Raw genomic sequence first — 15,992 nt, forward strand, 5'->3', positions numbered from 1 at the left:
GTAGCCAGAGGCGAGGATCAGGTGTACTGGGTGGAAAGAACCACCAACCAGAGGAAAATCGTGTGCTGGGTGGTGTGACGAGTTCGATCACCCGAACTCGTCGGGAATGACCTCCTTGCGGCGGGCCATGAAGTCGAGCATGGCTTCGTCGGCCGCCTCGTCTAGTGGAGGTGCCTCGTAGCTGTCCAGCATCTTCTTCCAGATGCCGTTGGCCCGCTGGGCGGCGTCCAGGCTGCCGTCTTCCTCCCACTGCTCGAAGGAGTCGTTGTTGGCCACGTCGGACCGGGCGAACGCTGTTTCGAAGTTGGCCAGGGTGTGTGCGGTGCCGAGGAAGTGCTGTCCTGGTCCGACCTCGCGGATGGCGTCCATGGCCAGACCGTTGTCGGACAGGTCCACTCCCTTGACGAAGGTGGCGGCCAGGTTGCACTGGTCAGCGTCGATGATGAACTTTTCGTAGCCCATGGTGAGGCCTCCCTCCAACCAGCCCGCCGAGTGGAGCATGAAGTTCACGCCCCCCATCAGCGACGGGATAAACGTCGACATCGACTCGCTGGCCGCCTGGGCATCGGGCAGCTTGGAGCCGCAGAGGTTGCCACCCGAGCGGAAAGGCACTCCGAGGCGGCGGGCCAGAGCGGCCACTGTGTAGAGCACGAGGGCCGGCTCGGGGGTTCCGAACGTCGGGGCTCCGGTCTGCATCGACATGGAACTGGCGAACGATCCGAAGACCACCGGGGCACCCGGGTTGACCAGCTGCACGAACGTCATGCCGGCCAACGCCTCGGCCAGAGTCTGGACGGCAACGCCTGCCACGGTCACCGGGGCCATGGCCCCGGCCAGGATGAACGGGCTGATCACCGAGGCTTGATTGGATCGGGCGTAGGCCTCGGCGGACCCGAGCATGGTGGCGTCCCATGACATGGGGGACGAGGCGTTGATGAGGCTCGTCATCACGGTGTTCTGCTGGACGAAGTCGGTCCCGAACACGAAGCTGGCCAGGTCAATGGAGTCCTGGGCACGCTCGGCAGCCGTCACCGATCCCATGAACGGCTTGTCGCTGTACTTCAGGTGCGAATACACCATGTCTAGATGCCGTTTGGACACCGGGATGTCCACCGGCTCGACGATGGTCCCGCCTGAGTGGTGCATCCCCGGGTGGAGGTAGGCCAGCTTCACGAAGTTCTGGAAGTCCCCGATGGTGGCGTAGCGACGCCCCTCGTCGAGGTCGTGGACGAACGGAGAGCCGTAGGCGGGGACTAGTACCGTGGCGTCCCCCCCCACCTGCACGTTGCGGGCCGGGTTGCGGCCGTGCTGGGTGTAGGCGGACGGAGCTGAGGACTGGATGATCTGGCGACACATCCCGCGAGGAAAGCGGACCCGTTCGCCCTCCACATCGGCTCCCGCGTCGGCCATGAGGGTCAACGCCGTCGGGTAGTCGCGGAAGTCGATCCCGATCTCCTCGAGGATGGTGTCGGCCGCGTGCTCGATGGTCTCGAGACCCTCGGTCGACAGCACCTCGAACGGCGCCATGGTGCGGGTGAGGTATGCCCGGGTCTCGGCCGTCGCCTCGGAACGGGCGGCCTGGCGGGCGGCCCGGCCACCGCTACGTCGGGCACTGCGGGTTGGCGTCTCAAAGCCTTCGGCCGTGCCGCTGGCCGCGGCCACGTCGTCCTCGTTGTTCAGATCGGTCATGGGGTGTCTTCCTCGATTGATGGGCTACCAAATTCCTAAAGTCCGCCCCGCCGCGGCGATAATAAAAAGGCATGTGACGACATGCATCACTATCCAAAATGTGCGAAAACCCAGTGCCCGTTTTACGCTTGTTTGGCTTATTGGCAGAAACTCTGGTTTGTCATCGTCGGTTACGCCCAAAGGCATACCGACGGTCCTTGACCATGTTCTCAACCATCGATTGTGACTGCTCATCTTGCGGCTCCGTTGCGACGACGTCGCCGACCGGAGCGCTCCGAACCAACCACCGAAGCGGTAGACCGTTCAGGGAGCGTGACCCGTGTCGAAAGACAGGGGTACTCGGCGGTCCGATGGGGGATGGCCATGGCGTCCACGAAGTGGTCCTGGAACGCCGGCTCGAGGGCCGTTTCGATCTTCTCGATGCGGTCGACCACCTCGACGATCGATTGGCGGGCCGAACCGGACAAAAGGGCGATGGTCGCCCCGGCGCCCGCAGCGTTGCCGACGCTGGTGACCCGGTCGGGATCGCAGTCCGGGACCAGGCCCAGCACGGTGGCGTGGGTGGTGTCGATGTGACTGCCGAAGGCGCCCGCCAGACCGATCTCGTCAACGGTATCGACCTCGAGGTGGTCCATGAGCAGCCGGATGCCGGCGTACAGCGCTGCCTTGGCCAACTGGATGGCCCGGATGTCGTTCTGGGTGACCAGTAGGCGCTCTCCGTCGAGGCCCATCTCGGTGGGGTCGAACAGCACGTAGGAGAAGGTCCGACCGTCGGGTTCGATACGGGTCGACGGCCTGGTGTCGGCCCCGCCGATCACCCCGTTGGTGTCCATGAGGTTGGCGAGCCAGAGTTCGGCGACCACCTCGATGATCCCGGAGCCACAGATGCCGGTCACCCCGGTGCCTATTGCAGCCTCGGTGAAGCCGTCCTCGTCGGACCACGGCTCAACGCCGATGATGCGAAAGCGAGGCTCACCGGTTGTCGGGTCAATCCGGACTCGTTCAATGGCGCCAGGTGTGGCCCGCTGGCCGGCACTGATCTGGGCGCCCTCGAAGGCCGGGCCGGTCGGACTAGACGCGGCGAGGACCCGTCCACGGCCAGCCAACACGATCTCGGCGTTGGTGCCCACGTCGACCACCAGTCGGACCCGCTCGCGGTCCGGAGGTGAAGGGGTCGGCTGGTCGCCGGCTTCTAGTTCGGCTGTCCGGCCGAGGCCGGTGGACAGGACGACGGCTGCCGTATCGGCGCCCACGTGGCCGGCGATGCAAGGCAGCACGTGGGCGCGGGTCGCCGGGTGTGCCTCGATGTCCAGGGAGGACACCGGTAGGTCGAGCGGCCCGTCGACGGCCAGGGCGAACGGAGCCCCGCCCAGTGGTGTGGGGTCGTAACCCAGGAACAGGTGGTGCATGACCGGATTACCTACCAGCACCAGCTCCAGCACCTCGTCACGTGTGGCATCTACCTGTCCGACGAGGTTGCCCACGAGGTCATCAAGGGCGGAGCGCACCGCGTCGGTCAGTTCGACCTCACTGCCCGGGTTCATCATCACGTAGGAGACCCGGCTCATCAGGTCCTCGCCGAAGCGGATCTGTGGGTTCATGGTCCCGGCGGTGGCCAGCACTGCCCCCGTGGCCAGATCGCAGAGGTGGCCGGCAATGGTCGTCGATCCGACATCCACAGCGATGCCCAACGCCCGGTCACGGAGCCCGGGCCAGACGGCCACTACCTGACAACCGTCCCGGATGGCCACGGTGACCGTGCGGTTCCCAGCGGCGAGAGCCCGCTGCACGTCGGCCACCAGATCGTTGGCAACCGCCAGGCCATGGAGGTCCCACTGGGTGGCCAGTGAGTCGACAAGGCGCCGGATTTCGCCGATCGACTCGTCCAGTGTGGGTTCGGCTACCTCCACGAGACGCAGGACCAGAACCGGGTCGAGTGCCAGATCGCCCACGTCGACCTCCTTGCGGATCACCTGGCGGTGGACCTGACTTTCGGCTGGGATGTCGACCACCAGGTCGCCGCAGATCGTGGCCGCGCAACCTAGGCGTTGGCCATCGACCAGAGGCCGCCGGCCCCGGTAGTCGGCTTCGGTGGGGCCCCGGTCCGAGACGTGGTCCGGGCTGGCGGTAACTCCGTGTTTGGCGAACTCACCAAACGTGGGCATCACCTGACAGCGGCCGCAGATGCCGCGGCCCCCGCACACCGAATCGAGGTCGACGCCCAGTTGTCGGGCGGCGTCCAGTACCGAGGTGCCTCCGTGAACCGACCCGCGTAGCCCGGACGGCGTGAAGACGACGAGATGCTTTTCGGGGCGTCCAGCGGGGTCGGCCATGGTCTGGTATCTGGTGGGTCGGGCGCCGGGCCTCAGGCGCGCCGACGGCGGTTGCCGCGACGTTCGCGGGCGCCGGCTAGCGCGTCCGGGTCACGGTGGTGGCGGATCCAGGTGGCGCAGTCGGCGTCGGCGCCGGCCAGCACGTCGGCGGCCTGGATGGCCGTTTTCACCTCGGCATGCAGCGGGCTCATGATGGCCGAGGTCATGCCGTGACTGATGGCCATGGCCAGGAACGTGCCGGTCACCGCGTGCCGGTTGGGTAGGCCGAAGCTCACGTTGGACGCGCCACACGTGGTGTTGACCTTCAGTTCCTCGCGCAGGCGCCGCACGAGGGTGAACACCTGCTGGCCGGCTGTCCCCATGGCGCCGATGGGCATGACCAGAGGGTCGACCACCACGTCGGCGGCCGGGATGCCGTGGTCGGCGGCCCGTTCAACGATCTTCTTCGCCACGGCGAAACGCACGTCGGGGTCCTCGGAGATGCCGGTGTCGTCGTTGGAAATTGCCACTACCGCGGCGCCTGCCCGCGCGACCAGCGGTAGGACCCGTTCGAGCACCTCGTCCTCACCGGTGACCGAGTTGACCAGTGGCTTGCCCTGGTAGACGGCGATGCCGGCCTCTAGGGCCTCGATGATCGAGGAGTCGATGGAGAGCGGGACGTCGACCACCGACTGGACCAGCTTGATGGCCCGGGCTAGCAGGGCCGGCTCGTCGGCCAGCGGGATGCCGGCGTTGATGTCCAGCATCCGGGCGCCTGCCTCCACCTGGGCAATGGCGTCGGCCTCCACCCGGCTGAAGTCACCGGCCTTCATCTCCTCGGCGAGGAGCTTTCGGCCCGTGGGGTTGATGCGCTCGCCGATCATGACGAACGGTCGGCCGAAGCCGATGGCCACCTCACGGGTGTCCGAGCTGAGAATGGTGTCAGTCATCTTGGTGATGGCCCTCTGTCTTGTGCCATGTCTGGCGGGATGGTTCAGTTGTCGACGCCACCCGAGAGCACGAGGCGCTCGAGTCGGTCACGGTCATAGGCAGCATCTATGCGGGCGGCCTCGTCAGCCACAGCGGCGGCCATGTCAGCGGTGAGGGACACCGATTCCCGGCGCCACTGGGCCACGTAGGAGTCGGTGTCGTCCATTCCGGCGATCATGGCCGCCCGGTCGATGGCGTGCTGGAAGCGGGCATCCAGCAGGGCCTTCTCGCGGGTCCGTCCCTGCTGGGCGGTGATTTGGGCGGGGATGTCACGCCAGTAGATGGTGACGAGCTGGGCGGCCATGAGTTCAATGGGCTCCTGTGGGAAGGGGTGACCTGGCGGGGCCGGTGATGGCCACCGAGGTCCCGGCCAGCAAGTGGGTCTCCAGGTTGCCGAGACCGGTGGGGCGGTGTTCGAAGGCCAGTCCGAGTCGGATAGCTGCGGCCCGCGCCTGTTCCAGCAGGTCGGGATCGTCCACCTGGGAGAGATAGGCGAGGCGTCGGTAGTTGCCAAACACCGCCTCGAGCATCTCGGGGTGGGTGTCTAGCCAGAAGGCCTTCACCACCAGACGGTCGAAGTGCTTCACCAGGTAGTCGGTTAGGAAGAAGGTGCCCAGCTCCTCGGCGTGCAGGTCCGTGAAGGCCGCTGAGCCGGCCAGGAATTCGTAGCAGTGGTCGCCGGGTAGGCGGTCGATACCCAGTTCGGTACACACCGCGTCGAGGCGACCACCGGTGCCACAGTCGCCGTAGCCCACGAAGATCCGCTGGTAATGGTCGGCGGCGGCCCGGACGCGTGTGGCGACGGCCTGGGGGATGACGTCTGGCGTGTTGTGGTACGAGGCGGGCAGACACTCGACGTCGACATGGGTGAGGCCGTTGGCCTCCACCACCTGGAGCAACTCGCGGGCGAGTGCGCCACAGGCGACGACGAGAGTTCGCCCGCCGGGTGCCTCGGTGGCACCGGTGGGCTCGTTCACCGTCCGGGTCAGGCGGCCGCGGCCCGGCGTTCGGACACCAGGCGGCTCGCCGTCTCGGCAGCCACCGCGGCATCGCGGCAGTAGGCGTCGGCACCGATGGCCTCGCCAAACTCCTCGTTCAGCGGGGCACCACCGACGATCACCGAGTACTCCTCGCGGAGGCTCTTCTCCTCAAGGGTGTCGATGACGACCTTCATGTACGGCATGGTGGTCGTCAGCAGGGCCGACATGCCGAGGATGTCGGGCTTGTGCTCGTCGAGTGCCCCGAGGAACTCCTCGACGTCGGTATTGATGCCGAGGTCGATGACCTCGAAGCCGGCGCCCTCGAGCATCATCCCGACCAGGTTCTTGCCGATGTCGTGGATGTCGCCCTTGACGGTACCGATCACCACCTTGCCAATGGGCTCAGCGCCTGTCTCGGCCAGCAGGGGCCGGAGGATGGCCATGCCGGCCTTCATGGCGTTGGCGGACAGCAGTACCTCGGGTACGAAGAGGATGCCATCGCGGAAGTCGATGCCCACGATCCGCATGCCTTCGACCAGGGCGTCGTTCAGGACTCGGCCGGGGTCCCAGCCGCGACCCAGGAGGATGTTGGTGCCTTCGCTGATCTCGTCGCCGAGGCCGTCGTAGAGGTCGTCATGCATCTGGGCTGTGAGATCCTCGTCACTGAGGTCCGCCAGGATGATCTCTTCTTCGATGTTTTGCTCTTCGGCCATGGATGCGCTCCGTTGCGAATCGGGGGACGTGTTTTACGTCCCGTGGTCAGCCGTTGCTGCCCCGGGGGGCGGTGTGGAATGTCGTCACGCTACCTGAGGTGCTCATAATCAGTTTCCCGCTAGGCGGGAAGATCCTGTATGGTGGGAAATCTACTAACCCTCAGTTGGGTTGTCCACCCACCGGAATGTGCTTCCCGCTATGTGGGACGTCGCTTGGTGGATCGCCTGGCAGGGCAGATAACGGAATGCCGAAACCCATGGCAGCGTTCATGGGGGAGAGGCGAGCAGACATATGCAGATCGTCCAGAGCATCGACCGGGCCTTCCAGATCCTGACCGAGGTGGCTGACGATCCGTCGGGGATCAGCGAGATCTCACGACGGCTCGGTCTTCCGACGAGCACGGTGGCCCGGCTGCTGGCCACCCTTGAGCAGTTAGGGGCCGTTGAGCGACTGGCTGACGACAGCGGCTACCGGATCGGCCCGTCGGTGGTCACCATGGCGGCCAGTGTGGATACGACCCAAAGCCTCCTGGCCGTGGCTCAGCCGACCATGCAGGAACTGGTCGACCTGGTGGCCGAGGCGGTAGGTCTGTCCGTCCCGGCGGGATACGACGTCCACTACATCGGTCAGATCGACTGCGCGAACCCCGTCCAGGTCCGGGACTGGACGGGGGTCAGCCTGCCCATGCACATTGTCCCCTCGGGCATGGTCGTCCTCGCCCACTGGCCCGATGAGGCCGTTGACCGCTACCTGAACCGTAATCTCGACCGGTACACGCCGAGATCGGTCACCATGCCGGACCGGATCCGAGCCCGTCTCGACGAGGTCCGCGAGACTGGGATCTTCTGGATGGAGGAGGAGTTCTCCGAGGGCATCAACTCGGTGGCCGCGCCGTTGTTCAACCAGGCCGGCGCCGTGGTGGGTGCCCTGCACAGTCACGGACCGAGCTACCGGTTCCCCGACAAGACGTTGAAAGACATCGTGGCAGACCGGGTGCGTTGGGCAGCCGACGAGATCTCGTCCGCCCTTGGCTAGGTGGCTTGATTCCGGTTCCGGTGGAGGCAGGACCAGCGGCCTGACTTCAGGTTCTCCAGCTGGTTCGCAGCGTCTCGAGGCCACCGTCCACCGAGATGGTCTGACCGTTGACGAACCGGGCGGCCGGCGACGCCAGAAACACGGCCATGGCCGCGATGTCCCGCCCCTCGACGAAGGTCCGCATCGAGACCTGCTTCTCGTAGGCGGCCCGCAGGTCGGCGGCTGATTCACCGGTGGCGGCCGCCTCGGCATCGATCACCCGCACCATCCGGTCGCCGTCCACCGAGCCGGGACACAGCACGTTCACTCGGATCCCAAACTCGCCCACTTCCATGGCCAGCGTGTCGCCCAGTCCGATGATGGCGTACTTGGATGCTGCGTACGGCGAACGCATCGGGAAGCCGGTGATCCCCGCGGTCGACGAGGTCAACAGGATCGATCCGCCTCCGGTGGCCCGCATGGCTGGGACGGCCCGGCGGCAGCAGAGGAAGGCGCTGCGCACGTTGACGGCCATGGTCTGATCCCAACCCTCGGCGTCGAGGTCCTCGATCGGTCCGGTGGGGCCGGCGATACCCACGTTGGCGCACAGTACGTCCAGCCCGCCCAGACCGCCGGCGTCGGCCGGGGCTAGCACTGTGGCGAAAAGCTCGTCTACTCCGGCGGGATCGGAGACGTCCACGCCGCTGAAGCCACAACCCTCGGGTTGGCCGCCTCGGGAAGCGGGCAGGTCGGCCACGTGCACCCGGGCACCCGCATCGCTGAAGGCCTCGGCCATGGCCCGTCCTATACCTGAGGCACCCCCGGTGATCAGCACGCGCTGCGGATCCGTTGCTGGTGGTCTGGTTGTCCGCGGTTCGGTCGCCGGTGGGTTGGTCGCCTGTGGTTCGGCCATGGGCCTTTCGACTCCCTTCCGATGGCATCTGTCTCGGGCGCGGAAGTTACTCCCCTGATGGGTGTCCTGACGGTACGTCAGGTACGAACGATTTAGCGGCGCCCGATTGTCAGCATCATCCGGAGGGGGTAGGTACGCTTCCGGCGCCTCGCGGCGACCGCTGTCGGGCATCCCATCAACCGCCCCCGGTCGGACCCACCCTCGTGGTCGAGCCGCCCCGGGCCGTGTCGCAGGAGAACAACCGAATGAGTGATTTCCCGACTCGCGCCAATGTCGTCGTGATCGGTGCCGGCATTGTCGGTAACTGTCTCGTCGGCCATCTGGCCCGCCTCGGCTGGACCGACCTGGTCCTGCTGGAAAAGGGCCCGTTGCCCAATCCTGGAGGTTCGACTGGCCACGCGTCGAACTTCATCTTCCCGGTCGACCACAACAAGGAGATGGCCCTGCTCGGCGAGCAGAGCGCCAACCAGTACCGGGACATGCAGATGTCGGTCGACTCCGGCGGCATAGAGGTGGCCCGCACTCAGGCTCGCATGGACGAGCTCACCCGCCGCATGACCTCGGCCAAGGCGTGGGGCATCGAGGCCCACATGCTGACCCCCTCCCAGGTCAAGGAACTCGTCCCGTTCATCAACGAGGACGTCATCCTCGGTGGGTTCCACTGTCCGACGGTGTCGGTCGTGGACTCGCTCGAGACGGGTACCACCATGCGCCGTGAGGCCATCGAGAAGGCCGGCTGCCAGGTGTTCGCGAATACCGAGGTGCTCGACATCGAGACCGCCGAAGGCGCCGGCGGGATCACCACCGTTGCGGCCGTGGTGACCGACAAGGGCACCATCGAGGCCGACTACGTGGTCGTGGCTTGTGGCGTGTGGTCCAACCGCATCGCCAACATGGCTGGCGCCACCATCCCGCTGGTCCCTGCCGTCCACCAGATGGCCGACGTGGGCCCCATGGACATCCTCGCCGAGACCAACAACGAGATCGGCTACCCGGTCGTCCGGGACATGGACACCTTCTGCTATGAGCGGCAGTCGTCGGGTTCCATGGAGGTCGGCTCTTACGGCCACCGGGCGATCCTCCACCACCCGGATGAGATTCCGTCCAACGCCGAGGCAGCGCTGTCGCCGACGGAGATGCCGTTCACGCCGGACGACTTCGACGACCAGATGGAGACGGCCATCGAGCTAATGGACATGCTGGGCGACGCCGAGATCAAGTACGCCATCAACGGTCTACTCTCGCTGACACCGGACACCATGCCCTGCCTAGGTGAGACCACCGAGGTGCGCAACCTCTGGTCAGCCGCCGCCGTGTGGGTCAAGGAGGGTCCGGGCATGGCCCAGGTCGTCGCCGAGTGGATGACCCATGGCTACCCCCGAGTGATCGACGTCCACGGTGCCGACGTCGCCCGCTTCTACGACCAGGAGCGCTCCGACGAGCACATCTGGTCCCGGGCCGACGAGCACTTCATCAAGACCTACGGGATCGTCCACCCGGCCGAGCAGTGGGAGGGGCGCCGAAACCTCGAGGTCGGCCCGTACTTCTCGCGCCAGCAGGACCTCGACGCCACCTTCTTCCAGGCCCGGACCTGGGAGCGTCCGCAGTGGTACGGCGCCAACGCCGACCTCGTCGAGCGCTACGGCTTGGCTGAGCGCGAGGTCGAGTGGGACAACCGATGGTGGAGCCCCATCACCACCGGAGAGCACCTCAACATGCGTGAGCACTGTGGTGTGGTCGACCTGAGCTCGTTCCAGATCTACGAACTCGACGGCCCCGGAGCCATTGAGTATGCCGAGCGTCTGGCCGTCAACAAGGTCGACGTGGCCGTGGGTCGGTCGATCTACACCCCGTGGCTGACCCCCGATGGTGGTTTCCACTCCGACCTCACGATGATGCGTCTTGGTGAGGACCGGATGCGGATCGTGACCGGCGTGTTCGACGGTGGCCGCGACGAGTTCTGGACCCGTCGCCACATGCCGACCGACGGCTCGGTGACGTTCACCAACATCACCCGGCAGCTCACCACGCTCGGCCTGTGGGGCCCCAACGCTCCGGCCGTGCTGTTTCAGTTGACCGGTCAGGACCTCAGTCAGGACGGCTCCCCCTACGGCTCGATCATTGATGCCGAGGTGGCCGGCCTACCCGTCCAGCTATTCCGCATCTCCTACGTCGGTGACACCGGCTGGGAGATTTACACGGCGTGGGAGAACGGCCCCGCCCTTTGGGACGCGCTCATGGAGGCCGGCGCCGACCTGGGCATCCGCCCGACCGGTGGTGGCGTGTACGGCTCGTCAGGTCGCCTCGAAAAGGGCTACCGCCTGATGGGTGCCGAACTGGAGAGCGAATACAACCCGCTGGAAGCCGGTCTGGCCCGACCGAAGCTCAAGGCCGCCGACTTCATCGGACGTGACGCCTACCACGCAGCCCGCGAGGCTGGTGATCCCGAGGTGTCGATGTGCACCCTGACCGTCGAGGACCAGACCGACGGCCAGGGCCGGTCGCGACACATGATGGGCGGCAACGAGCCCATCCTGGATGCCGACGGCGGCCGCATCGTCGACAGCCACGGCCGAGTCAGCCGGGCCACCTCGGCGGGTTACGGCCCATCGGTCGGAAAGCACCTGTTGATGTCGTACCTGCCGCGGGAGCTCGCCGTGGCCGGCACCGACCTACAGGTCATGTACATGAACGAGCTGTACCCGGTGAAGGTGGCCTCCACTGGGGCGGTGTTCGATCCGGACGACACGCGACTGAAGGGTTGATCCGACGACCATGAGGATCCTCGTCTGCGTTAAACGCGTACCGGCTCCCGGGGCACGCATCAACGTGACCGCCGACGGTCAAACCGTCGACGCCGCCCATCTGGGCTTCACCACTAGCCCGCACGAGGAGTGCGCGGTAGAGGAAGCCGTCCAGCTGACCGAGGCCCACGGGGGCGAGGTCACCGTCATGACCCTTGGCCCGGCGGAGGCCGAGGAGCAGCTGCGCTACGCGGCCAGCGTCGGCGCCCACCACTTCGTGCTGATCCCGATCAACGACGTCGACTGGGACCCGCAACGCACCGCGTTGGCTCTGACCGAGGCCATTGCCGCGGTAGAGGAGACCAACGGTGCATTCGACCTGATCCTGTTTGGGAACGAGTCGGCCGACGCCGGTGGCTTCCAGGTCGGGGTGCGGGTGGCCAACCACCTTGGACGTCCCATCGTGAACGGCATCAAGGGAATCGAGATTGGTGGGGAACTGGACGAGGGCGTGGCCGCGGCCCGTCGGGAGATCGACGGCGGCTTTGAGGTCTACAACGTGCCTATGCCGGCGGTGTTGGGTGTCAAGGAGGGGATCAACCTCCCGCGGTATCCGACCATGAAGGGCCGTCTGGCTTCCAAGAAGGCCGTGGTGGACACCGACGAGCGGATCGTCGAGGCCGGTGGGCAGGTGCGGTTGCGCCTCCACCGCCCGGTGGAGCAGATCAGCGAGACGGTGATCTTGGGAACTGGCCCGGAGGCCGCCCCGGCGGTCGTGGACCTGCTTGAGGAACTTGGGGTGCTGTCATGAGCCTGCTCGTCATCTGCGACCACGATCGCGGCACCCTGTCGGACGCCTCGCTGGAGGCACTCACCTTCGGGCGCCCCCTGGCGGTGGCGGCCGGTCTCGAGATGGCCGCGGTGGTCATCGGCGAGGGCGCCGATTCCGCAGCAGCCGGTCTAGGCGCGTATGGCGCGTCGACCGTGCATGTCGCATCTCATCCGTTGTTGACCGACTTCGGCCCCGAGGCCTGGGGCGAGACGGTGGTCCAACTGGTACGAGGCACCGGGGCCACTGCGGTGCTGGCCTGCGGCACCGATCGGGGCAACGAGGTGGTGGCCCAGGTGGCCGCCCGCCTAGATCAGCCGTTCGTGGCCAACTGCCGAACCGTCGACCCGACGGGCGATGGCTCCGGGAACTGGACCATGACCCGCGTCCAGTGGGGCGGTTCGCTACTCGAGGACGCCGCCCTTACCGCCGAGATCCACCTGGTGACAGTGGCCCATCACTCAGTGGAGGGGGTCGCCGCTGAGGCACCGGCTTCCGGCACCATGGTGTCGTTCGTCCCCGAACTCGATGATGCGTTGGCCCGCACCGTGGTAGCCGATCGGGTCGTCCTGACTAGGGGCATCACCCTGTCCACCGCACCGGTGGTGGTAGGTGGCGGCCGTGGCGTGGGGTCGGCCGAGGCGTTCGCTCCGTTAGAAGAACTGGCCGGCGAGCTCGGCGGCGTGGTGGGTTGTTCCCGTGCCGTCACGAACAACGGCTGGCGGCCCCACAGCGATCAGGTCGGACAGACCGGCACCCGGATCGCCCCGGAGATCTACATCGCCAGCGGCATCTCGGGCGCCATCCAGCACTGGGTGGGCGCCATGGCGGCCAAGAACATCCTGGCCATCAACACCGACGGTGAGGCCAACATGGTCACCCGGGCCGGGCATGCGGTAATCGGCGACCTGCACCAGGTCATTCCGGCCATCACCGAAGAAGTTCGACGTCGCCGAGGTTGAGCGTCGGGCCGGTCATCGAAATGATGGTCAACTCAGCCACAGACTGAGTTGACCATCCACACGGCGTCGGCCCGATCCGGGTCGCCGAGACCCACCGGCGTTAACCGTCGACCGGAAACTGCAGTACCGCCCGTTGTGCATGTGCCCCGGTCACGGGTTGGTCGCCTCGTGTCGGAGTCGACGGACGTCGATCACCGGTCAGTTCTCACCGGCCCCGGCTGTGGTCTCTCGGTCGAGGCGGCGGACGAAGACGCCGGATCGGGGCTTGGGCTCAAAATACGATGACTTGGGAGGCATGAGTCCGTCCTCGTCAGCCACGGCCATCATCTCAGCCACCGACGTGGCATGCAGGACGAAGCCGACGCGGCCATCGGCGTCGCAGCGTGCGACCAGTGCGCCGATGCCCACCGGCTCGGGCACGTAGTCGATCATCGGGTCACTCCCCGGATCGGTGATGCCCATCACGGGTGCCAGGATCCCGTCCTGAAGCCGGGACACGTCCAACTGGTCGACGGCCCGGTTACCCGACGCGGCCGGCAGGTCCATGGAGAACCAGCGGCCACCCACGTACACCCCAATCGCACCAGCGCCATCAGGCCGGGCCTCGGAGACGTCGGCACACGGTACGAGGGGGCCGACGGCCGTCAGGGCCTCGACGAGGTCGTCGGTTGAGCGGCCGGCACGATCACCGACCCGGCGGTGGGCAGCCAGAACCTGCATCTCGGCATCAGGGAACAGGACGGCCTGAGTCCACTGCAGCGGATGGTCGTCACCGATATCGGGATTCCGATGTCGGGCCTCCACGGCGGCCGCCAGTCGGTGGTGGCCGTCGGTGACGTACAGCGGTCGGTCACCCATGGCGGCTACGAGGGCATCGGCAGCCTTACCGGACAGCGCCCAGATCGTCTGATGGATGCCGTCACCGTCGGCTTCCAGCACTGGTTCAGTGGCGCAACCGGCGATGATCGCCGCGTCTAGCACCGCATCGGTCCGATAGGTGAGCGAGATGGGGCTGGACGACATGCCCAACTCCAACAGGTGCCTGGTCAGCAGGTCGGCCCTCCCGGGACGTACCGCCTCGTGGCGCAACACCCGGCGGTCGCCCGGCTCGGTTACCGGCACCAAGCCCATCACGCCGGTCTGGACGTGGTCGCCTGTCTCCAGGCGGTACAGGAACAGCGACGGCTCGTCGTGCTCGGCGTAGGCACCGGCGTCATAGATGCGCTGCATGGATTCGGCACACTGGCCGATCAACCAGTCAACGTCGTCGCGCCACTCGACCGGCACATCCTCCTGGGATCGGGTGACGTTCAGGAAGCTGTATGGGTTCGCCTCGGCAATGGCCACGCGCTCGGACGGGGAGTAGGCGTCATAAGGACCGGTGGTGACCCTGTCAGCCCACGCCGGTTCGACGGTCAGCCCCGGAAAGGGGCGGAGCACACTCACTGCTCGCGAGCAGTTGTCTGGACCTGGATCACGTTGTCCAGGCTGGTTAGTTCTCGGGCGACGTCCTCGGTGACGTCACCGACTACGTCGATGATGGCCATGGCGGCGTTGGAACCCTGGAAGACCTTGTTCTCCATGGTCTGGACGTTGATGTCGGCCCGTCGCAGAACCTGCAGCGCGGCGGCCAGCACGCCCACCCGGTCGAAGTGTCGGATGGTGATGGTGGCGGAACCCATGCGGGTCCCGGCCACGTTCACGCAGTTCACCGGCTCACCGGTCCGGTAGGCCTCGATCACGTCGACGGTGCCCGCCGAGGTGGCGTCCTGGGCCTGCTGGGTCGACGCCCCAATGTGATGGGTGCCGACCACGTTGGGGTGGACGGCCAGCTCGGAGGTGAACTCACCTTCGCCGCCGGCCGGCTCGTCGCGGTACACGTCTAGTCCGGCCCGGATCCCCCTGGAGTCCATGGCAGCGATGAGCGCATCCTCGTCGACTACCTCACCACGGCTGGTGTTGATCAGGATGGCGCCCGGCTTCATGAGGTCCAGGAATCGTTTGTCGACCAGGTTCTCGGTTGCTGCGCCACCAGGCACGTGGATCGAGACGATGTCGGACTCGGTCACCAGCTCATCGAGGTCTTCGACCAGGCGGATACCGATGGAACGGATCCGGGCCTCGACGTCGGGTCGACGGTCGGCCTTGCGCTCGGCGACCACGGTCATGCCGAATGAGCGGGCCCGCTCGGCGACGGCCAACCCGATCTCGCCCACACCGATGACACCGAAGGTCTTGCCCATGAGACCGTCGGCCTTCGAGTACTCCTTTTTGTTCCACGTGCCGTGCTTGAGGTCGGTCGCTGCCGATGGGATGTGACGGTCGATGGCCAGCAGTAGGCCGAGGGTCAACTCGGCCACGGCGACCGAGTTGGTGCCCGGCACGTTGCACACGTAGATCCCGGCGTCGGCTGCCGCCTGGCAGTCGATGGTGTTGGTCCCGGCACCCGACCGGACGATCAGGCCTAGCCGGTCTGATCGGCTGGTCGTCGTCGCTGTGACCTTGGTGCTGCGGACGACGAGCACGTCGATGCCCTCGATGGCATCGGGAATGTCGTCGGCACCCAACTCGGGAGAGACGATGCACTCGTCGCCCCGATCCCTGAGGAGGTCGATGTATGCCTCGGGGAGAGCGTCTGCGAACAGGATCTTCATGGTTGCTCCTTCGACACGCCGACGCCGGCACCTACGGTGCGGACGGCGGGGTAGCCTGCGCGGATTCTGGGACGGACCGGTCCAACCTTCTCCTGAAGGGCCTGCTCTTGAAGAGCCTGCCCTTGAAGGGGAGGCGGGATCCGGACCGGGGACAAGCCTACGCAAGCCCCGTTCTCGGAACAATGGGCCAG

Annotated in this window: 13 protein-coding genes; 4 read left to right on the forward strand and 9 right to left on the reverse strand. The window is 66.4% G+C overall.

Going from position 1 to position 15,992, the window contains the following annotated elements; all coding sequences use genetic code 11:
* Positions 1-87: 87 nt before the first annotated feature.
* The 6 genes from QF777_02460 to QF777_02485 form a co-directional block, all read right to left on the reverse strand.
* Positions 88-1,689 carry a trimethylamine methyltransferase family protein gene (locus tag QF777_02460; GenBank protein MDP6910415.1) on the reverse strand — a complete coding sequence of 534 codons (1,602 nt, stop codon included), beginning with the start codon at positions 1,687-1,689 and terminating at the stop codon, positions 88-90.
* Between the two features lie 230 nt (positions 1,690-1,919).
* Complete coding sequence (locus tag QF777_02465; protein MDP6910416.1) at positions 1,920-4,022, reverse strand: ASKHA domain-containing protein; 2,103 nt, start codon at positions 4,020-4,022, stop codon at positions 1,920-1,922.
* 32 nt (positions 4,023-4,054) lie between these two features.
* Positions 4,055-4,951, reverse strand: coding sequence for a dihydropteroate synthase (locus tag QF777_02470; GenBank protein MDP6910417.1), 897 nt, complete (start codon positions 4,949-4,951; stop codon positions 4,055-4,057).
* A 44-nt stretch (positions 4,952-4,995) separates the two neighbouring features.
* On the reverse strand, positions 4,996-5,295 hold the full coding sequence (locus tag QF777_02475; protein MDP6910418.1) for a virulence factor: 300 nt from the start codon (positions 5,293-5,295) through the stop codon (positions 4,996-4,998).
* Between the two features lie 4 nt (positions 5,296-5,299).
* Entirely contained in the window at positions 5,300-5,968 is a 669-nt protein-coding gene (locus tag QF777_02480) for a DUF1638 domain-containing protein (protein MDP6910419.1), read from the reverse strand.
* Between the two features lie 8 nt (positions 5,969-5,976).
* Entirely contained in the window at positions 5,977-6,684 is a 708-nt protein-coding gene (locus tag QF777_02485; GenBank protein MDP6910420.1) for a B12-binding domain-containing protein, read from the reverse strand.
* A gap of 292 nt (positions 6,685-6,976) precedes the next feature.
* Between QF777_02485 and QF777_02490 the strand changes: the two genes are divergently transcribed.
* Positions 6,977-7,720 carry an IclR family transcriptional regulator gene (locus QF777_02490; protein MDP6910421.1) on the forward strand — a complete coding sequence of 248 codons (744 nt, stop codon included), beginning with the start codon at positions 6,977-6,979 and terminating at the stop codon, positions 7,718-7,720.
* Between the two features lie 46 nt (positions 7,721-7,766).
* On the opposite strand, the gene QF777_02495 is transcribed toward QF777_02490, so the two are convergent.
* On the reverse strand, positions 7,767-8,534 hold the full coding sequence (locus QF777_02495; protein ID MDP6910422.1) for an SDR family oxidoreductase: 768 nt from the start codon (positions 8,532-8,534) through the stop codon (positions 7,767-7,769).
* A gap of 323 nt (positions 8,535-8,857) precedes the next feature.
* On the opposite strand from QF777_02495, the gene QF777_02500 reads away from it, so the two are divergent.
* From QF777_02500 to QF777_02510, 3 genes are read left to right on the forward strand one after another with little or no spacing between them, the layout of a single operon-like run.
* The gene (locus QF777_02500) at positions 8,858-11,377 is read left to right on the forward strand and encodes an FAD-dependent oxidoreductase (GenBank protein MDP6910423.1); all 2,520 of its coding nucleotides are present in this window, start codon (positions 8,858-8,860) and stop codon (positions 11,375-11,377) included.
* Positions 11,378-11,387: 10 nt separating this feature from the next.
* Positions 11,388-12,167 carry an electron transfer flavoprotein subunit beta/FixA family protein gene (locus QF777_02505; protein MDP6910424.1) on the forward strand — a complete coding sequence of 260 codons (780 nt, stop codon included), beginning with the start codon at positions 11,388-11,390 and terminating at the stop codon, positions 12,165-12,167.
* Entirely contained in the window at positions 12,164-13,147 is a 984-nt protein-coding gene (locus QF777_02510) for an electron transfer flavoprotein subunit alpha/FixB family protein (GenBank protein MDP6910425.1), read from the forward strand. Before QF777_02505 ends, QF777_02510 begins: the two co-directional genes overlap by 4 nt.
* Positions 13,148-13,345: 198 nt before the next feature.
* Here QF777_02510 and QF777_02515 read toward each other — a convergent pair whose 3' ends face one another.
* Together QF777_02515 and QF777_02520 are read right to left on the reverse strand one after the other, a co-directional pair.
* The gene (locus QF777_02515; GenBank protein ID MDP6910426.1) at positions 13,346-14,587 is read right to left on the reverse strand and encodes a DUF1015 domain-containing protein; all 1,242 of its coding nucleotides are present in this window, start codon (positions 14,585-14,587) and stop codon (positions 13,346-13,348) included.
* A 2-nt stretch (positions 14,588-14,589) separates the two neighbouring features.
* On the reverse strand, positions 14,590-15,801 hold the full coding sequence (locus tag QF777_02520) for an NAD(P)-dependent oxidoreductase (GenBank protein ID MDP6910427.1): 1,212 nt from the start codon (positions 15,799-15,801) through the stop codon (positions 14,590-14,592).
* Positions 15,802-15,992: the final 191 nt, after the last annotated feature.

The sequence above is a fragment of the Acidimicrobiales bacterium genome (assembly GCA_030747595.1).
Lineage (GTDB): Bacteria > Actinomycetota > Acidimicrobiia > Acidimicrobiales > MedAcidi-G1 > UBA9410.